Source organism: Winogradskyella vincentii, assembly GCF_020166345.1.
GTDB classification, from domain to species: domain Bacteria; phylum Bacteroidota; class Bacteroidia; order Flavobacteriales; family Flavobacteriaceae; genus Winogradskyella; species Winogradskyella vincentii.
Genome location: NZ_JAIUJS010000004.1, coordinates 379464 through 394346, shown reverse-complemented (window position 1 = coordinate 394346; position 14883 = coordinate 379464). Strand labels below are relative to the sequence as shown.

13 protein-coding genes are annotated in these 14883 nt (G+C 32.6%); 8 read left to right on the top strand and 5 right to left on the bottom strand.

From position 1 onward, the window contains the following. Positions 1-44: 44 nt before the first annotated feature. Positions 45-497, bottom strand: coding sequence for a pyridoxamine 5'-phosphate oxidase family protein (locus LBV24_RS10370; protein WP_224478577.1), 453 nt, complete (start codon positions 495-497; stop codon positions 45-47). Positions 498-691: 194 nt separating this feature from the next. Here LBV24_RS10370 and LBV24_RS10365 point away from each other — a divergent pair, with 194 nt between their 5' ends. Together LBV24_RS10365 and LBV24_RS10360 are read left to right on the top strand one after the other, a co-directional pair. Beyond that, positions 692-1531: a universal stress protein gene (locus LBV24_RS10365; protein ID WP_224478576.1), complete on the top strand. Its 840-nt coding sequence runs from the start codon at positions 692-694 to the stop codon at positions 1529-1531. 89 nt (positions 1532-1620) lie between these two features. Further along, positions 1621-2490 (top strand): anti-sigma factor, encoded by an 870-nt coding sequence (locus LBV24_RS10360; protein ID WP_224478575.1) that lies wholly within the window; start codon positions 1621-1623, stop codon positions 2488-2490. Between the two features lie 81 nt (positions 2491-2571). Here the strand turns inward: LBV24_RS10360 and LBV24_RS10355 are convergent, their stop codons facing one another. Next, positions 2572-2721 carry an SsrA-binding protein gene (locus LBV24_RS10355; protein WP_224478574.1) on the bottom strand — a complete coding sequence of 50 codons (150 nt, stop codon included), beginning with the start codon at positions 2719-2721 and terminating at the stop codon, positions 2572-2574. A 594-nt stretch (positions 2722-3315) separates the two neighbouring features. Between LBV24_RS10355 and LBV24_RS10350 the strand changes: the two genes are divergently transcribed. Further along, positions 3316-5277 carry an endonuclease gene (locus LBV24_RS10350; RefSeq protein ID WP_224478573.1) on the top strand — a complete coding sequence of 654 codons (1962 nt, stop codon included), beginning with the start codon at positions 3316-3318 and terminating at the stop codon, positions 5275-5277. Between the two features lie 64 nt (positions 5278-5341). Here LBV24_RS10350 and LBV24_RS10345 read toward each other — a convergent pair whose 3' ends face one another. Beyond that, positions 5342-7528, bottom strand: a complete 2187-nt coding sequence (locus tag LBV24_RS10345; RefSeq protein ID WP_224478572.1) for a M56 family metallopeptidase — start codon at positions 7526-7528, stop codon at positions 5342-5344. Between the two features lie 2 nt (positions 7529-7530). Continuing rightward, a complete protein-coding gene (locus LBV24_RS10340; protein WP_224478571.1) occupies positions 7531-7890 on the bottom strand; it encodes a BlaI/MecI/CopY family transcriptional regulator in 360 nt (119 codons plus the stop codon). A gap of 163 nt (positions 7891-8053) precedes the next feature. Between LBV24_RS10340 and LBV24_RS10335 the strand changes: the two genes are divergently transcribed. Beyond that, positions 8054-9004, top strand: coding sequence for a calcium/sodium antiporter (locus tag LBV24_RS10335; protein ID WP_224478570.1), 951 nt, complete (start codon positions 8054-8056; stop codon positions 9002-9004). Between the two features lie 49 nt (positions 9005-9053). Here LBV24_RS10335 and LBV24_RS10330 read toward each other — a convergent pair whose 3' ends face one another. Beyond that, complete coding sequence (locus LBV24_RS10330) at positions 9054-10070, bottom strand: glutamine synthetase beta-grasp domain-containing protein (protein WP_224478569.1); 1017 nt, start codon at positions 10068-10070, stop codon at positions 9054-9056. Positions 10071-10244: 174 nt separating this feature from the next. Here LBV24_RS10330 and LBV24_RS10325 point away from each other — a divergent pair, with 174 nt between their 5' ends. From LBV24_RS10325 to LBV24_RS10310, 4 genes are all read left to right on the top strand, one after another. Continuing rightward, positions 10245-12431, top strand: a complete 2187-nt coding sequence (locus tag LBV24_RS10325; protein ID WP_224478568.1) for a glutamine synthetase III family protein — start codon at positions 10245-10247, stop codon at positions 12429-12431. A gap of 227 nt (positions 12432-12658) precedes the next feature. Next, positions 12659-12796: a hypothetical protein gene (locus tag LBV24_RS10320; RefSeq protein WP_224478567.1), complete on the top strand. Its 138-nt coding sequence runs from the start codon at positions 12659-12661 to the stop codon at positions 12794-12796. A gap of 186 nt (positions 12797-12982) precedes the next feature. Beyond that, on the top strand, positions 12983-13660 hold the full coding sequence (locus LBV24_RS10315; protein ID WP_224478566.1) for a porin family protein: 678 nt from the start codon (positions 12983-12985) through the stop codon (positions 13658-13660). A gap of 44 nt (positions 13661-13704) precedes the next feature. Beyond that, the gene (locus LBV24_RS10310) at positions 13705-14883 is read left to right on the top strand and encodes an AIR synthase related protein (protein WP_224478565.1); all 1179 of its coding nucleotides are present in this window, start codon (positions 13705-13707) and stop codon (positions 14881-14883) included.

Here is a 14883-nt window from a genome sequence, read left to right as displayed (position 1 = left end):
CTTAAAACGAGCTTGCTTTTTGTATTTATATCGGATTTTCTGTTTTACGACCTCATTTTGCCAGTCATCTCATCAATCCTTATTAAGAATACTATTGGTATGTCTTGATTGTAGATTTTGCTTGAAAATTCACTTATATAATCCATATCCTTATGTTCCTTTCGTAAAATTATACTTTTGATACCTAATGAAAATTCATGCAGGTAAAGTTTGGCTGTGCCTCCACTAATTTCATCATATTTGCCATGAACTAAAACGGATTGCCATTTTTTAGCAGCAAAAATATCTGCTACTGCTAATGAGATGGAAATATTTTTACGCATAGAGTTAATCTTATGTCCTAAACCAGAATAGCAGATGATATAATTCTCCTTTTCATTAAAGTAATAAGTAATTGGTATTGTATAAGGAGAATTATTGCTTACATATGAAAGATATCCTAGATAATTGTTCTTTAAAATATCTGTACATTGATCTCTATCTATACTTTTAATCATGACGTAAAAAATTATTTGTCTTAAGATACTCACTCTAGACTATATTTTTACTGACATAAATCAGTTTTAAATTTTTATAGACACAAATTAGTGTTTTGGTATCAATGATTTTAAAATGTAAAACAAGTTTTGAATGATAATTATCATTAAAGTATTGAAACAATTTTTATAAATTAATAGAAAATGAAACTAGGATGAAAAAAATACTTTTACTAACAGATTTCTCAGAGAATTCTATAAACGCAATCGAGTATGCATTAAAATTGTTTAACACGGAAGTATGTGATTTTTATGTATTAAACGTACAGGATTCACTGAGTTACACGTCTGATGATTTGATTTTGAGTAAATCAAATGAAAGTATTTATGAATCTTTAATTTCTGATAATAAGATGAGGTTAAAGGGATTAGTAAATGATTTAAAACATATGGCTAATGAGCGTTTGCATAGTTTTGAGGCCATTGTTGATTATGATGTATTTATAGATTCTATAAGACAGCTAATTAAAAAGTATCATATTGATATCGTTGTGATGGGTACAAATGGTGCTTCAAATTTAAAAGAGTCGTTGTTTGGCAGTAATGCATTAAAAGTTTTGAGATACATAGATTGTAATACTCTAGTCATCCCAGATGGTTTCACCTTTAAAATGCCTAAAAAATTGTTATTGGTATTAGATACAGATGACTATGTTGATCATCTAACTGTCAGGGAAATAATTGAATTAATGGAGAAATTAAATGCTAATATTGAAATTAAGCGATTTGTTGGATCAGAAGACAATATCAAGGCTAAAATAAATACGGATAAAGAATTGTTATTAGAGATGCTTAATGAAAATAGATTTACTTATGATGTTGTTTCAGGCTCTAATTTGTCCAGTGTTTTAATAAATTCAACAAAATCTAAAGATACGGATATCATTACTTTGGTTGGGCAATTTAAAGGATTTTTTGAACGTCTATTCGGTAATGCAGATAAAACAAAAATCAGTAAAAATTTAGATTGTCCATTAATGATTTTTCATAATTAATTTCAATTTTATTTCCATTTGTTAGATAGCTAACATTTTAATCTAGATTTCGGTTATAAGTTTGTCTAGAACAAATTAAATAACGAGCAATGATTAAAAAAACAATTTTAGGAATACTTGTATTAGGGTTTATTGCGGTTTCCTGTAGTAGTGATGACGACAACAATAGTGGGCCAACAACGGCAGATTTAACTCTTAATCTACAAGGTTTAGAAGCTCTTGGCAGTGATTATGTATATGAAGGTTGGATAATTGTAGATGGACAACCTGTGAGCACAGGTACGTTTACTAGCGTAACATTTCCACAAAATTTTCCTGTTAATGCAACCCAATTAAATAGTGCAACTCGTTTTGTTCTATCAATTGAACCTGCAATAGATACAGATCCAGCTCCTGCTGATACAAAAATTTTGGTAGGTGACTTTAACGGAACAACAGCGTCTGTCAATACTGATATTGTTGGGGATTTTTCAAATGCGGCAGGTGATTTCTTTTTAAGAACTCCTACGGATGAATCTGGCATGAACAATGGAAATGATGAAAATGGAATTTGGTTTGGTACACCTGGTATGCCGCCAACTCCAAATTTTGTATTACCGTCATTGCCTGCAGGGTGGGCATATGAAGGTTGGGTAGTAGGTGATTCAGGACCATTGAGTACAGGAACGTTTACAACATTTAATACTGTAGATGGAGCTGCGCCATTTAGCGGACCATCTGCTGGGCCACCAGTACCTGGTGAAGACTTTTTTGAAAATGAACCAGCCGGTGAATCGTTTCCTTTGGATGTAAGAGGTCGAACAGTAGTAATTTCAGTTGAGCCAGTTCCTGACGATTCTGTTGCACCTTTTGTAATGAAGCTACTAGTTGGGACAGCTGGAAATGATACAGCACCGGCAACACATGCATTTGGACAAAACCTTGGTTCTTTGCCTATGGGTTCTGTTACAAGAAATTAAAAATGAATGAAGAAAATTAACGCTATTGCGATAGATTAAATTGAGTTTTTGAAAAAGACTACCTTCTGGTAGTCTTTTTTGTTATAAAGCATTCTTTGTAACATAGGCACGCCAACCTATGATTGCTAATTGAAATTTAGATGCCTTGCTTAGGTCTAGTTGTTTTTTGCTGAATGAAGGCAGAATAGATTTATTTAGTTTGGCTAAGGCCTTGAAGAATGTTTTTTTCATGAATTTTAAAGCGAAGTTTTAATATTACGATACGCTTTAAAACAAAAATAGTAAAACTTATTCTAGAACTAAGTTTTACTTTTTTTTGATTGGTTGATTGGCCGGTTTTTAAATTAGATCATTGAAAAAACAATATCTATGATCAGTTTGGCTAATGTCATCATAATTACTTTGGTTTAGAGGTTAATATTATACGTTTTTGTTTGATTGAGTTCTCAATATATACCCTCGATAAATAATCCTCCAAACAAATTGTTATAAATCCACGAAATTGAATTTACTTTTGTAAGTATAAAAATTAAAATAGTTATAAATATATGTGACTAGTCTATATAAAAGTTATTATATGTAACATAAAAATTAATATTAAGTTTAAAAATGAAATAATTGTAGAGGGTTTTCCGATCTATTTTAAAAATCGTAGAGGCAATTGGTTTAAAAAAAACGCAATAAATGTACATTTCGTCATTCGTCATAAAAGTTGAACTGATAACTATCATTAAATAATTGACTTAACTTTTCTATTACACCATCAATTTTGAAATTTAACATTAGGTCAATTTTATAAGATTATCTTTATAAAAAAATTAAAGAATGAAATTATTATTTGGCCCATTGTTATTTTTTGTTTTTAGCACACTGAGCGCTCAAGTATTAGTAATAAATGAACTAGATTCTGATAATCCAAGTACGGATACTGCAGAATTTGTGGAAATTAAATCTCAGACACAAAATTTTTCTACAGATGGTTATATTCTAGTTTTTTTTAATGGATCTACTAGTGGTAATGATTCTAGTTATTTAGTTATTGATCTTAGTGGTTATACAACCGACAACAATGGTTTATTAGTCATCGGTAGTGCTGGTGTAGGGCCATTCCCTCAGCTGTTAATATCAGAGAATATAATTCAAAATGGTGCAGATGCCGTGGCTATTTACCAGGATTCACCAACCGCCTTTCCGGAAGGTACTATGGCCAATATTACAAACTTGATTGATGTTTTAATTTATGATACTAGTGATCCAGATGATCTTGGTTTGATTGATATTTTCAATGATGACCCAAATTTTGCTTCTATTACTCAAATAAATGAAGGATCAAGCGGAAGTGTTAATTCTATTCAGAGAAATAATGATGGGTCTTATTTTACTGCAACTCCTACACCAAGGAGATTAAATGATGGTTCAGGTACACCCATTAATCCTATAACTGTTTCTGTGAGCGATACTCAAATTGATGAAGGTGCTTCCTTGGAGATAACCTTCACAAGTGAAGTTAATGTTACCTCAGACCTAAACTTTGACATAGCATTAAATAATTTTGGATTTAATACTTCAGATTATACAGGAAGCACTAGTTTGACTATTGCCAACGGACAGAATTCAACAAGTACTACAATTTCATTAGTTGATGATACAGATGATGAAGGTGATGAGGTATTAGAAATCAGTTTTATTAATTTAATTGAACCAATTGTTCCATTTAATAATAAGGTAGAGGTTAGGGTAGTGGATAATGATTTTACCACAGCGCCTTGGGGAACACCTGTAAACCCTACTTTCGGGCAAGTAACAAGCACTCAACCAACAGGATATTATGACTCCTTAGATGGTTTGTCTGATGTGGCTTTACGTCAAGCACTTCAAGATATAATTGCAGATCCTAGTACAGTGAGAGCACAAACATATGCAGATGTTATTGATATTTTAAAAGAGGCAGATCAAAACCCAGAAAATAGTAATGAGGTTTGGTTGGTTTATTCCGAAGAGGGAAGGGCAAAATTAGATTTGCAAACGACAAGTTCTAATACAGGCAAATGGAATAGGGAACATACTTTTCCGAGATCTCTAGGTGGTTTTAATGATATTGAAGATGATGAAATTGCCGATGGTATAAATGTTTTCTGGGAGACTAAAGCGGATTCTTTGCGCCATGCAAATTCTGATGCGCATGCGTTAAGAGCAGCCGATGCTGCTGAAAATAGCTCTAGAGGAAATCAGCATTATGGAGAATATATTGGTCCTTCAGGGACGCTAGGTAGTTTCCGTGGTGATGTGGCAAGGGGTGTACTTTATTTAGAGATACGATATAATGGTTTAGAAGTAGTAAATGGTTTTCCAAGCACAGTTGGTCAGCTAGGTGATTTAGCCACCTTATTAGATTGGCATAGAAATGACCCACCAGACGATTATGAAATGAATAGAAATAATTTAGTGTATATCTGGCAATTAAACAGAAATCCTTTTATAGATCAACCAGATTTGGTTGAGTATATTTGGGGTAATAATGTTGGAGAAAATTGGGATCAAACTTTGTCTTTTGAAGAGGTGATTTCAGACCATTTAAAAATCTTCCCAAATCCATCAAATGGATACTTTCAAATCAAAGGATTAAATAAAGAGACACAAATAGATCTTTATACAATTGATGGCAAGTTGCTCAATGACTATTATTACACAGGTAATTATATCGAATTAAAAGTTTCGTCAGGTGTTTATATTATTAAGTTAAAGCAGGGTAATCGGATATTTACCAAAAAACTAATAATTAACTAGAAGAATTAAAAAACCAAACTCAATAAATTAAGTTTGGCTTTTCTTTTTTTGATTGGCGGTTCTTCTAATTCCTTGACCTTACAATTAGTTTGTCTCCAATAACTCCATATTCTATATCCGAAATTCCGTCATTGTCTTTATAACTTGCGCTACTTTGGTTGCCCTTGTCATTTTTTAAGGTAATTTTAATTCCGGTAATTTCACCCACTTTGTTTCTTTTTAGTTTAGAGTATTTAACCGTAACTCCCAGATCTTCTAGTTTAGATTTATTGGCATCAAGAATACTTTTTGGAGTATTCTTGGAAATAATACCTAATGTCGCATTTTTTGAAATGTCATCATCACTTATAAATGTATAACCAGAAACACCTGTCGTAACTTTCCATGGTCCATTTTGATCGTTTTTGGACTTTTCTATCCAAATGGTGTCATCATCTTTATATTCAATCTTATGGGCTTTAATTTTCTTTGTTTCCCACTTATTCTTTTTTGTTAAGTATTTAAAATTGTTGTCTTTTAATCTAACTACTACAACTCCATTTTTACCCTTATCTCCATAAATTTCAGTCGCAGAATCACCTTTTAAAACATTAACATTTGCAATGTTATCCGGATCAATTGATCCTAATTCGATATCAGAAACAATTTCATCTCCAATAATTATTAATGGTTTAGAGTTGCTTCCTGAAGAAAATACTGAAACTCGATTTTTTGCACCATCACCTGGTGTGAAGAAATTCACCTTATCACCTCTTTTAATTTTTATCTTTTTATCGCCTTCAAAGTAGTTGTCGGTCTTGATGATAAATTCTTTTTTGATGTTCGAAGTGTCAATAATGTATTCTTTGATAACATGTACATCAGTATCTACATCATGATCTTTGTGATAGCCTTTGCCATTGTGTTTTTCATCAAAATGAAGCTCATTGCCTGCTTTAACTCTAATTTTATAAACTTTACCACTGTCTTCTTCTATTTCAATGATTTCGTCTTTGTCACCTTCCTTAAAGAAGAATACATTTGTATCATCTTGATCTCCATATTTTACGTGTACATCCTCAAAAACTATAACCTCCTCGTTGTTTATTGTGCCAACACCAAAGCTACCATCGTGCTTCATGCTAAACTTAAATGGATTTATGCCTTCATCACCACTGATATTGTAATTAGCCGAACCGTTTTCAGTTTTAAAATCAACATTAATAGATGTGATTTCACCATCGTTATTACGTTTAATACTTTTAATGGTCATGGTAATGCCATTGGTTTCTAGTTCTTTTTTTATTTCTTCTAATTGTTCAGATGAAGTGTCTTTGTTAAATACAATTTCAATATGCTTACCATCTGTAATATCTGTGGTAAGAGGCTGAAGTGACGAATAATCTTCTGACTCAACATAGACTGTTTCTGTGTTCATACTCATTAGTAAACCTGCTAGTATGGGTAGCATCAATAAGTATCTCCATTGTTTTTTTCTGTTTGATCTTGATTTTTGTAACATAATTATTCGCTCTTTTATTAATGAATTATAAAAATTATTTGATAATGAAATTTGACGAGAATCAATACTTGTTTTTAACAACAAATGCTGATACTCCTTAGTGTTGTTAGATTTTAACTGAGTTTTAAAATCGGCAATATATTCTAGGTTTTGTCTTATGTCTTTTCTGTAAAGCCACGCTAATGGATTAAACCAAAAAAAAGAACATGCTAATTGTGCCAAAATAATATCAATAGAATGTAACTGATTGGCATGAACCTTTTCATGTGTAAGCATCAAGTTTAATTCACTTTCACTAAAGGATTTTGGGTTGTAAACAATCCATTTAAAAAAAGAAAATGGTGAAATTTTACTGCTTACAATGACATAGGTGTAAATTCCATCTTTATTCTTTGGGTTTGTAATCAGTAACCAGATTAACGAACCAAATTGTAATATGAATTGAGTGAAAAATAATACTGCACCAATTAAATAAATACCAAATAGAATACTAGTCAAAGGTATAGAATTCGTTGGTTCTACATTTAAAGATGTTGTGTTTTCAGAAAAAGTATAAAACTGTTGAGAAACTGTTTGTGGTTCTATAGTTACTTGAATGGGTATAATGATCAATGGCAACAACAATGCAACTATGAGTCCACACAATAAATACCATCGATTATGATTGAAAAATGTTTCTTTCCTCAAAAAGAAATAATAACATGCGTAGAAAACCGTCAAAACTATAGTTGCTTTTAATAGATATTCCATAATTATTTTTTGTTTTCAATTAAGGCTATGATCTCCTTTAGCTCCTTTACACTAATTTTTTCCTCCTTTGCAAAAAAGGAGACTACGTTTTTGTAAGAGCTATTAAAATAATTTTCAATGGCTGTTGTCATAAAACGCTTTTTATAATCCTCTTTTGAAATAATTGGGTAGTACTGATGTGTCTTGCCAAATGCATTATAGTCAACGTACCCCTTTTCTTCCAAGTTTCTAATAATAGTTGAGAGTGTGTTGTAATGGGGTTTGTCGTTGTCTATTTCTGCTAGTACATCTTTTACAAAAGCTTTTTCAAGCTTCCAAAGAATATGCATTATCTGTTCTTCCTTATTGGTAAGTTTCTGCATAATTATTCAATTAAATTTCAATATTCGAACATATAACTATTTTTATAGTTATAAAACTAAATTAATAGTTATTTAACGAAATTTTTAGTTTTACGATGGAATGAATTACAAATGTTATCTTCGCAAATCTATAGAATAGAGGGTTTAATAATTAATGAATTAAATGAGTATTTTCCTTGTAATTGCAGGACTTGCATTGTTGGTTGTAGGTGGAGATTTTTTAGTTAGAGCATCCGTTGGGCTTTCATTTAAACTTAGAATATCGAAACTTGTTATCGGAATGACGGTTGTTTCGTTTGCGACCTCAGCTCCTGAACTCTTAGTAAGTTTACAGGCTGCGTTTGATGGAATTTCAGATATTTCACTTGGTAATGTGATTGGTTCTAACATTGCTAATATTGGTCTTGTTTTAGGTATTACCGCGATAATTTCGCCATTGTCAGTTGATAGAGATTTCTATAGGTATAATTGGCCAATGATGATGGTTGTATCCTTTGCACTCTATTTCTTTTTAAAAAATGATAATGTACTAACTACATTAGAAGGATTATTGTTATTTGTAGCCTTAATTGTATTCTTGTTTATCCTGATAAGGAGTTCTAGAAAGTCAACAAATGTTAACTTAGAAGAGGTAGATGATGCATTGGCGGAAGTTTCTAATTTTAAAATTATTATTTGGTTGCTTATTGGATCTGCAGGATTATTTTATGGTTCTGAGTGGTTGGTTAAAGGTGCAATACAGTTGGCAGAAGCTGTTGGTATTAGTGATTATGCTATATCGGTTACTGTAATAGCTATTGGTACAAGTGTACCAGAATTGGCAGCTTCTGTTATAGCAGCGCTTAAAAGTGAAAAGGCCATATCATTAGGTAATTTAATTGGCTCAAATATTTTCAATATAGCATCTGTTTTAGGGCTAACAGCAATTATTAAACCTATAACTGTAAATCCAGAAACACCAGAAATACTCTCAACTAATATTTTTTGGATGATTGGATTCGCATTTATTTTGGTTCCTCTCATATTAGTTCCTGAGCGTTTTCAAATAGGAAGGATTAAAGGAGTTATTCTCTTTGGTGCGTACCTGCTATTTATTTTCTTAGCATTAAAATAAAAAAGTCCGCAATTGCGGACTTTTAATTGTTTGTTAATAGTGTAGATATTTATATATCGGCACTTTTTACAGTTTTGATAATTCTACCTGCTACTTTGTATGGGTCAGCATTAGAAGCTGGTCTTCTGTCTTCTAACCATCCTTTCCAGCCTTTTTCAACAGTAATGATAGGGATACGGATTGAAGCACCTCTGTCAGAAACACCAAAACTAAATTCGTCTATAGCTTGAGTTTCGTGCTCACCTGTTAAACGTTGGTCGTTGTCTTCACCATAAACAGCAATATGTTCTTCAACCACTGGTCTAAATGCTTCACATATTTTCTCATAAGTTTCTTTACTACCACAAGTTCTTAAAACAGAATTTGAGAAGTTAGCGTGCATACCAGAACCATTCCAATCCATCTCTTTACCTAATGGTTTTGGATGATATTCAATGTACCAACCAAATTCTTCAGTTAAACGATCTAACAGATAGCGGGCAACCCAAATTTCGTCACCAGCTTTTTTTGCTCCTTTAGCAAATAATTGGAATTCCCATTGTCCTAAAGCAACTTCTTGATTTATGCCTTCAAAATTCAATCCTGCTTCGATACAATAATCAGCATGACGTTCAACTAATTCTCTACCATGAGTATTTCTTCCGCCTACAGAACAATAGTACATTCCTTGAGGTGCTGGATAGCCACCTACAGGGAAACCAATTGGTAACTGTGTTCTACGGTCCATAATAAAGTACTCTTGCTCAAAACCAAACCAGAAATCGTTATCATCATCATCAATCGTTGCTCTACCATTTGATTCATGTGGTGTTCCATCTGCATTTAAAACTTCAGTCATTACTAAATAACCATCTTTTCTCTGTGGATCAGGATAAATAGCAACCGGTTTTAATAAACAATCAGAAGATCCACCTTCCGCTTGTCTTGTTGAAGAACCATCAAATGACCATAAAGGACAATCTTCTAATTTTCCACTAAAATTTTCTTCAACTTTAGTTTTACTTCTCATGTTTTGAGTTGGACTATAACCATCTAGCCATATGTACTCCAATTTAGATTTACTCATCATTAAATTATTTATAATTTGACGATGCAAATATTATTATTTTTTTGATTTAGTCAAAAAAATTAGGGTGTTTTAGATGAAATGTTATTAATAATTGTTGATAACCCTATTTTTTTGAGGGTTAGTATGGTGAAAATTATATTATTCTTATTTTTGGCCTAAAATATTATCAAAATGTCAACATTAAGATTTTACGCTTTAAAGGAATCTTTAAAAAGAAAGCCATTAACCATTAATGAAGATCACAGAAGATCTGAAATTTTTGGTTCAAATGTGTTTAATGAAACAGCAATGCGTCAATATTTAAGTAAGCATGCATTGAACGGAATATTACAAGCAGTTGAAAAAGGCACAAAAATAGACCGAGTTACTGCAGAGCATATTTCTACAGGTATGAAAGAGTGGGCCATTGCAAAAGGAGCAACACATTACACGCACTGGTTTCAACCATTGACGGGTGCGACTGCTGAAAAGCATGATGCCTTTTTTGAAACAATTGAAGGCGGATTAGCCATTGAGCGATTTGATGGTAGTCAACTAGTGCAGCAAGAACCAGATGCATCCAGTTTCCCTCATGGTGGTATAAGAAATACTTTTGAAGCAAGGGGTTACACTGCATGGGACCCAACATCGCCAGCTTTTATTTATGGTACAACTTTATGTATTCCTACAGTGTTTGTTGCATATACAGGTGAAGCGTTAGACTATAAAACACCATTGCTAAGGGCGCTACAATCTGTTGATAGTGCAGCAACTGCAGTATGTAAGTATTTTGATAAGAATGTAAGAAAGGTTAGTGCTTCATTAGGTTGGGAGCAAGAATATTTTTTAATTGATAATGCATTGGCAGCATCACGTCCAGATATTGTATTAACCGGTAGAACATTACTTGGGCATTCACCAGCCAAAGGCCAACAGTTAGATGACCATTATTTTGGTACCATACCAGCGCGAGCAATGGCTTTTATGAGAGATTTAGAGCACGAGTGCATGCTATTAGGGATACCTGCAAAAACAAGACATAATGAAGTAGCTCCAAATCAATTTGAGTTGGCTCCAATTTACGAGGAAGCAAATTTAGCTGTAGACCACAATTCTTTATTAATGGATATAATGCAGAAAGTAGCTAAGCGCCATAATTTTCTAGTCTTAATGCACGAAAAACCTTTTGCAGGAGTAAATGGGTCAGGTAAACATAATAATTGGAGTTTAAGCACTGACACAGGCGTTAACCTTTTATCTCCAGGAAAAACACCAATGAGTAATCTTCAGTTTTTAACCTTTTTTATTAACACCATAAAGGCAGTGTTGACATATGAGGAATTGCTTAGAGCGGCTATCGCATCTGCCAGTAACGATCATAGATTAGGGGCGAATGAGGCACCACCAGCAATAATATCTGTTTTTATTGGTGAACAATTAACAAATGTATTGCAAGAACTTGAGTCAGTGACCAAGGGAAAATTATCTCCAAAAGAAAAGACGGATTTAAAACTGAATGTTGTCGGTAAAATACCTGAAATATTACTGGATAATACTGACAGAAATAGAACATCACCCTTTGCGTTTACTGGAAATAAATTTGAATTTAGGGCTGTAGGCTCTTCCGCAAATTGTGCTAACCCTATGATAGTTCTAAACTCTATAGTGGCCAAGCAACTTATTGATTTTAAGATCGAGGTAGATGATTTGATAGACAAAAAGTCCATGAAAAAGGATGATGCAATATTCAATGTGTTACGTGAATATATTAAGGATTCTAAGACCATTTTGTTTGAAGGAAACGGATATAGTGATGCGTGGGAAAAAGAAGCCAAAAAAAGAGGTTTGAGTAATAATAAAACAACTCCTGAAGCCTTAAAGATTAAGATTGCAAAATCAGCAATAGATCTTTTTGAAAATATTGGTGTTATGAATAAAATAGAATCGGAAGCTCGTTATGAAATAGAAATAGAAGAATACATTTTGAGAATTCAGATTGAGAGCAGAGTTCTTGGCGATATTGCTAGGAATCATGTTGTGCCTACTGCTGTGCGTTACCAAAATATTTTAATTGAAAATGTTACCGGACTAAAAAACATTTATGGTGATAAATTTAAAAGTCTTGCACAAGAACAATTGACATTAATTGAGGAAATCTCTGGTCATATTGAAGCCATAAATTCATTGGTGACTGACATGATTGAAGCTCGTAAATTATATAATAAACAGACTGATGTCAACAAAAAAGCCAAAGGGTATTGTGAGAAGGTGAAACCATTCTTTGAAAAGATACGTTACCATAGTGATAAATTAGAGTTAATGATTGACGATGAGCTATGGCCATTAACTAAGTATAGAGAGCTTTTGTTTACAAATTAATTATTTGTATTGAACAGAAATTGTCCTTTTTGATTGAGTTTTCACTCTATTTAGTAGGTAACTCTACGTATATTTTTATACAAGTTTTATCATTTTTATGTCGTTTATCGATTTCAAAGGCAAATTATCGAAAAGGCAGTCATTTATTCATAAAAAACTGACCCCTATCAGTTTTGATGACATAATATTTATTAAGTTTGTAATGCTATTAATCAATACTTATAAATATGAAGAAGTTACTCTTAAGCGTAGCTATTCTAGTGGGTGCAACCTTAATTCTTTCTCAAGATAACTCTGAAGATTTGAATAACATCACAAATGATGAAGTTGTAAATATACAGTCTAAGCTACAGGCTGAATCTTAAAAATTTAAAAAAGACAATAGAGTTTAATTAGTCTTATTTAGATAGAAAAAGATAAAATCAATGGTTTGGTTTTATCTTTTTTTATGCCCTGAGATTAAGAATGTTATGTTAATTTGAAGATTATTTTTCTATATTGCATCAGTCCTAAGTCTCTTTTTAACCAACAGTATAATTAACCAATAAACTATGAATACCAAATCTAGACTGCTTTTTTTAAGTATTTTATTTTCTGTATTAAGTATCAATTCAATTATAGGGCAAGATGACGAAGAGCAATCGTCTGACGACCAAAAAGAATTCCAAAAATTAGATTTTTACAATTTCAGAGGGACTAATGCCATTGATGTAGGTATCGGTGGTTCAACGCTTTTTGGTGATTACGAAGATGCTTCTATTGGGTTCTATTATAGAGCTGGTTATAAACGCGCACTATCACCCTCAATATTTGCCGGATTAACTGCCAATGGATTTAATTTTTCTTATAACGATATAGATCAGAGTTTACTTTCTGTAGATTTTAACTTAGAGTATTTATTTATACCAACTGAAAGATTTACTCCTTTAATTTATGGTGGCCTCGGTATGAGTATGGATTCCGAAACTGATGTGAGTGCAATGAAGGCTCAGGTTGGGTTTGGTTTTGAAGCACTATTTGTTGAAAAATTAGGTTTCAAACTTTTCTATGAATATAATTACGGTTTTGATGACGATATAGAGGTGTTGGTGTTTGATGGTAACAATGATAAATTTATGCGTTTTGGTATTGGAGTCAATTATTATTTTGGTGGTGCCAATCAAAAAGAGAAGATTCAAAAAGGGATGAAAACAATAAAGAATTCAAACCCAATTATACCAGATAATTAATATCTATTATTACTTTTGCATAACCTTAAACTTTCTATTTCTTCATGAGTAATTCGGTTAGCAAAAGATATGCACAAAGAGGTGTTTCAGCTTCAAAGGAAGACGTACATAATGCCATAAAAAATATTGATAAGGGTTTATTTCCAAAGGCTTTTTGTAAGATTGTGCCAGATTACTTAACCAATGACGATGATTATTGTTTAATAATGCACGCAGATGGTGCAGGAACAAAATCTTCATTGGCATATATGTATTGGAAAGAAACTGGAGATATATCAGTATGGAAGGGCATTGCACAGGATGCCCTAATTATGAATATTGACGACTTATTGTGTGTTGGTGCTACTGATAACATTATGCTCTCTTCAACAATAGGTAGGAATAAAAATCTTATACCTGGAGAGGTTATTTCGGCAATTATAAATGGTACAGAAGAATTAATTGAAGATTTAAAGTCTTTTGGCGTGACTATCCATTCAACAGGAGGTGAAACAGCTGATGTAGGTGATTTGGTTAGAACCATTATTGTAGATTCTACTGTAACAGCTCGTATGAAAAGAGCAGACGTTATCGATAATGCAAATATTTCAGAAGGTGATGTTATTGTTGGATTAGAATCTTTTGGGCAAGCCACTTATGAAACAGAATACAATGGCGGAATGGGAAGCAACGGATTAACCTCTGCAAGACATGATGTGTTCTCAAAATATTTGGCAGAGAAATATCCTGAAAGTTTTGATAGTGCAGTTCCTGAAGAATTAGTTTATTCTGGCAACACAAAACTTACTGATAACATTGATAATTCACCAATTGATGCAGGAAAATTAGTTTTATCACCAACTAGGACCTATGCGCCAATTGTTAAAAGCATATTAAACAAATATAGTAGTGAAACTTTACACGGTATGGTTCATTGCAGTGGCGGTGCACAGACCAAAATCTTACATTTTATAGATAATCTCCATGTTATAAAAGATAATTTATTTAAAGTGCCGCCTTTGTTTAAATTGATACAAGAACAATCCAAAACAGATTGGAAAGAAATGTATCAGGTTTTCAATTGTGGACACAGACTTGAGCTTTATGTCGACCCTTCAATTGCAGAGGACATTATTACAATTTCCAAATCTTTTAACGTTGATGCTAAAATTATAGGAAGAGTTGAGGCGGCAGATAAGAAACAACTTACCATACATAGCGAGTACGGAACCTTTGAGTATTAA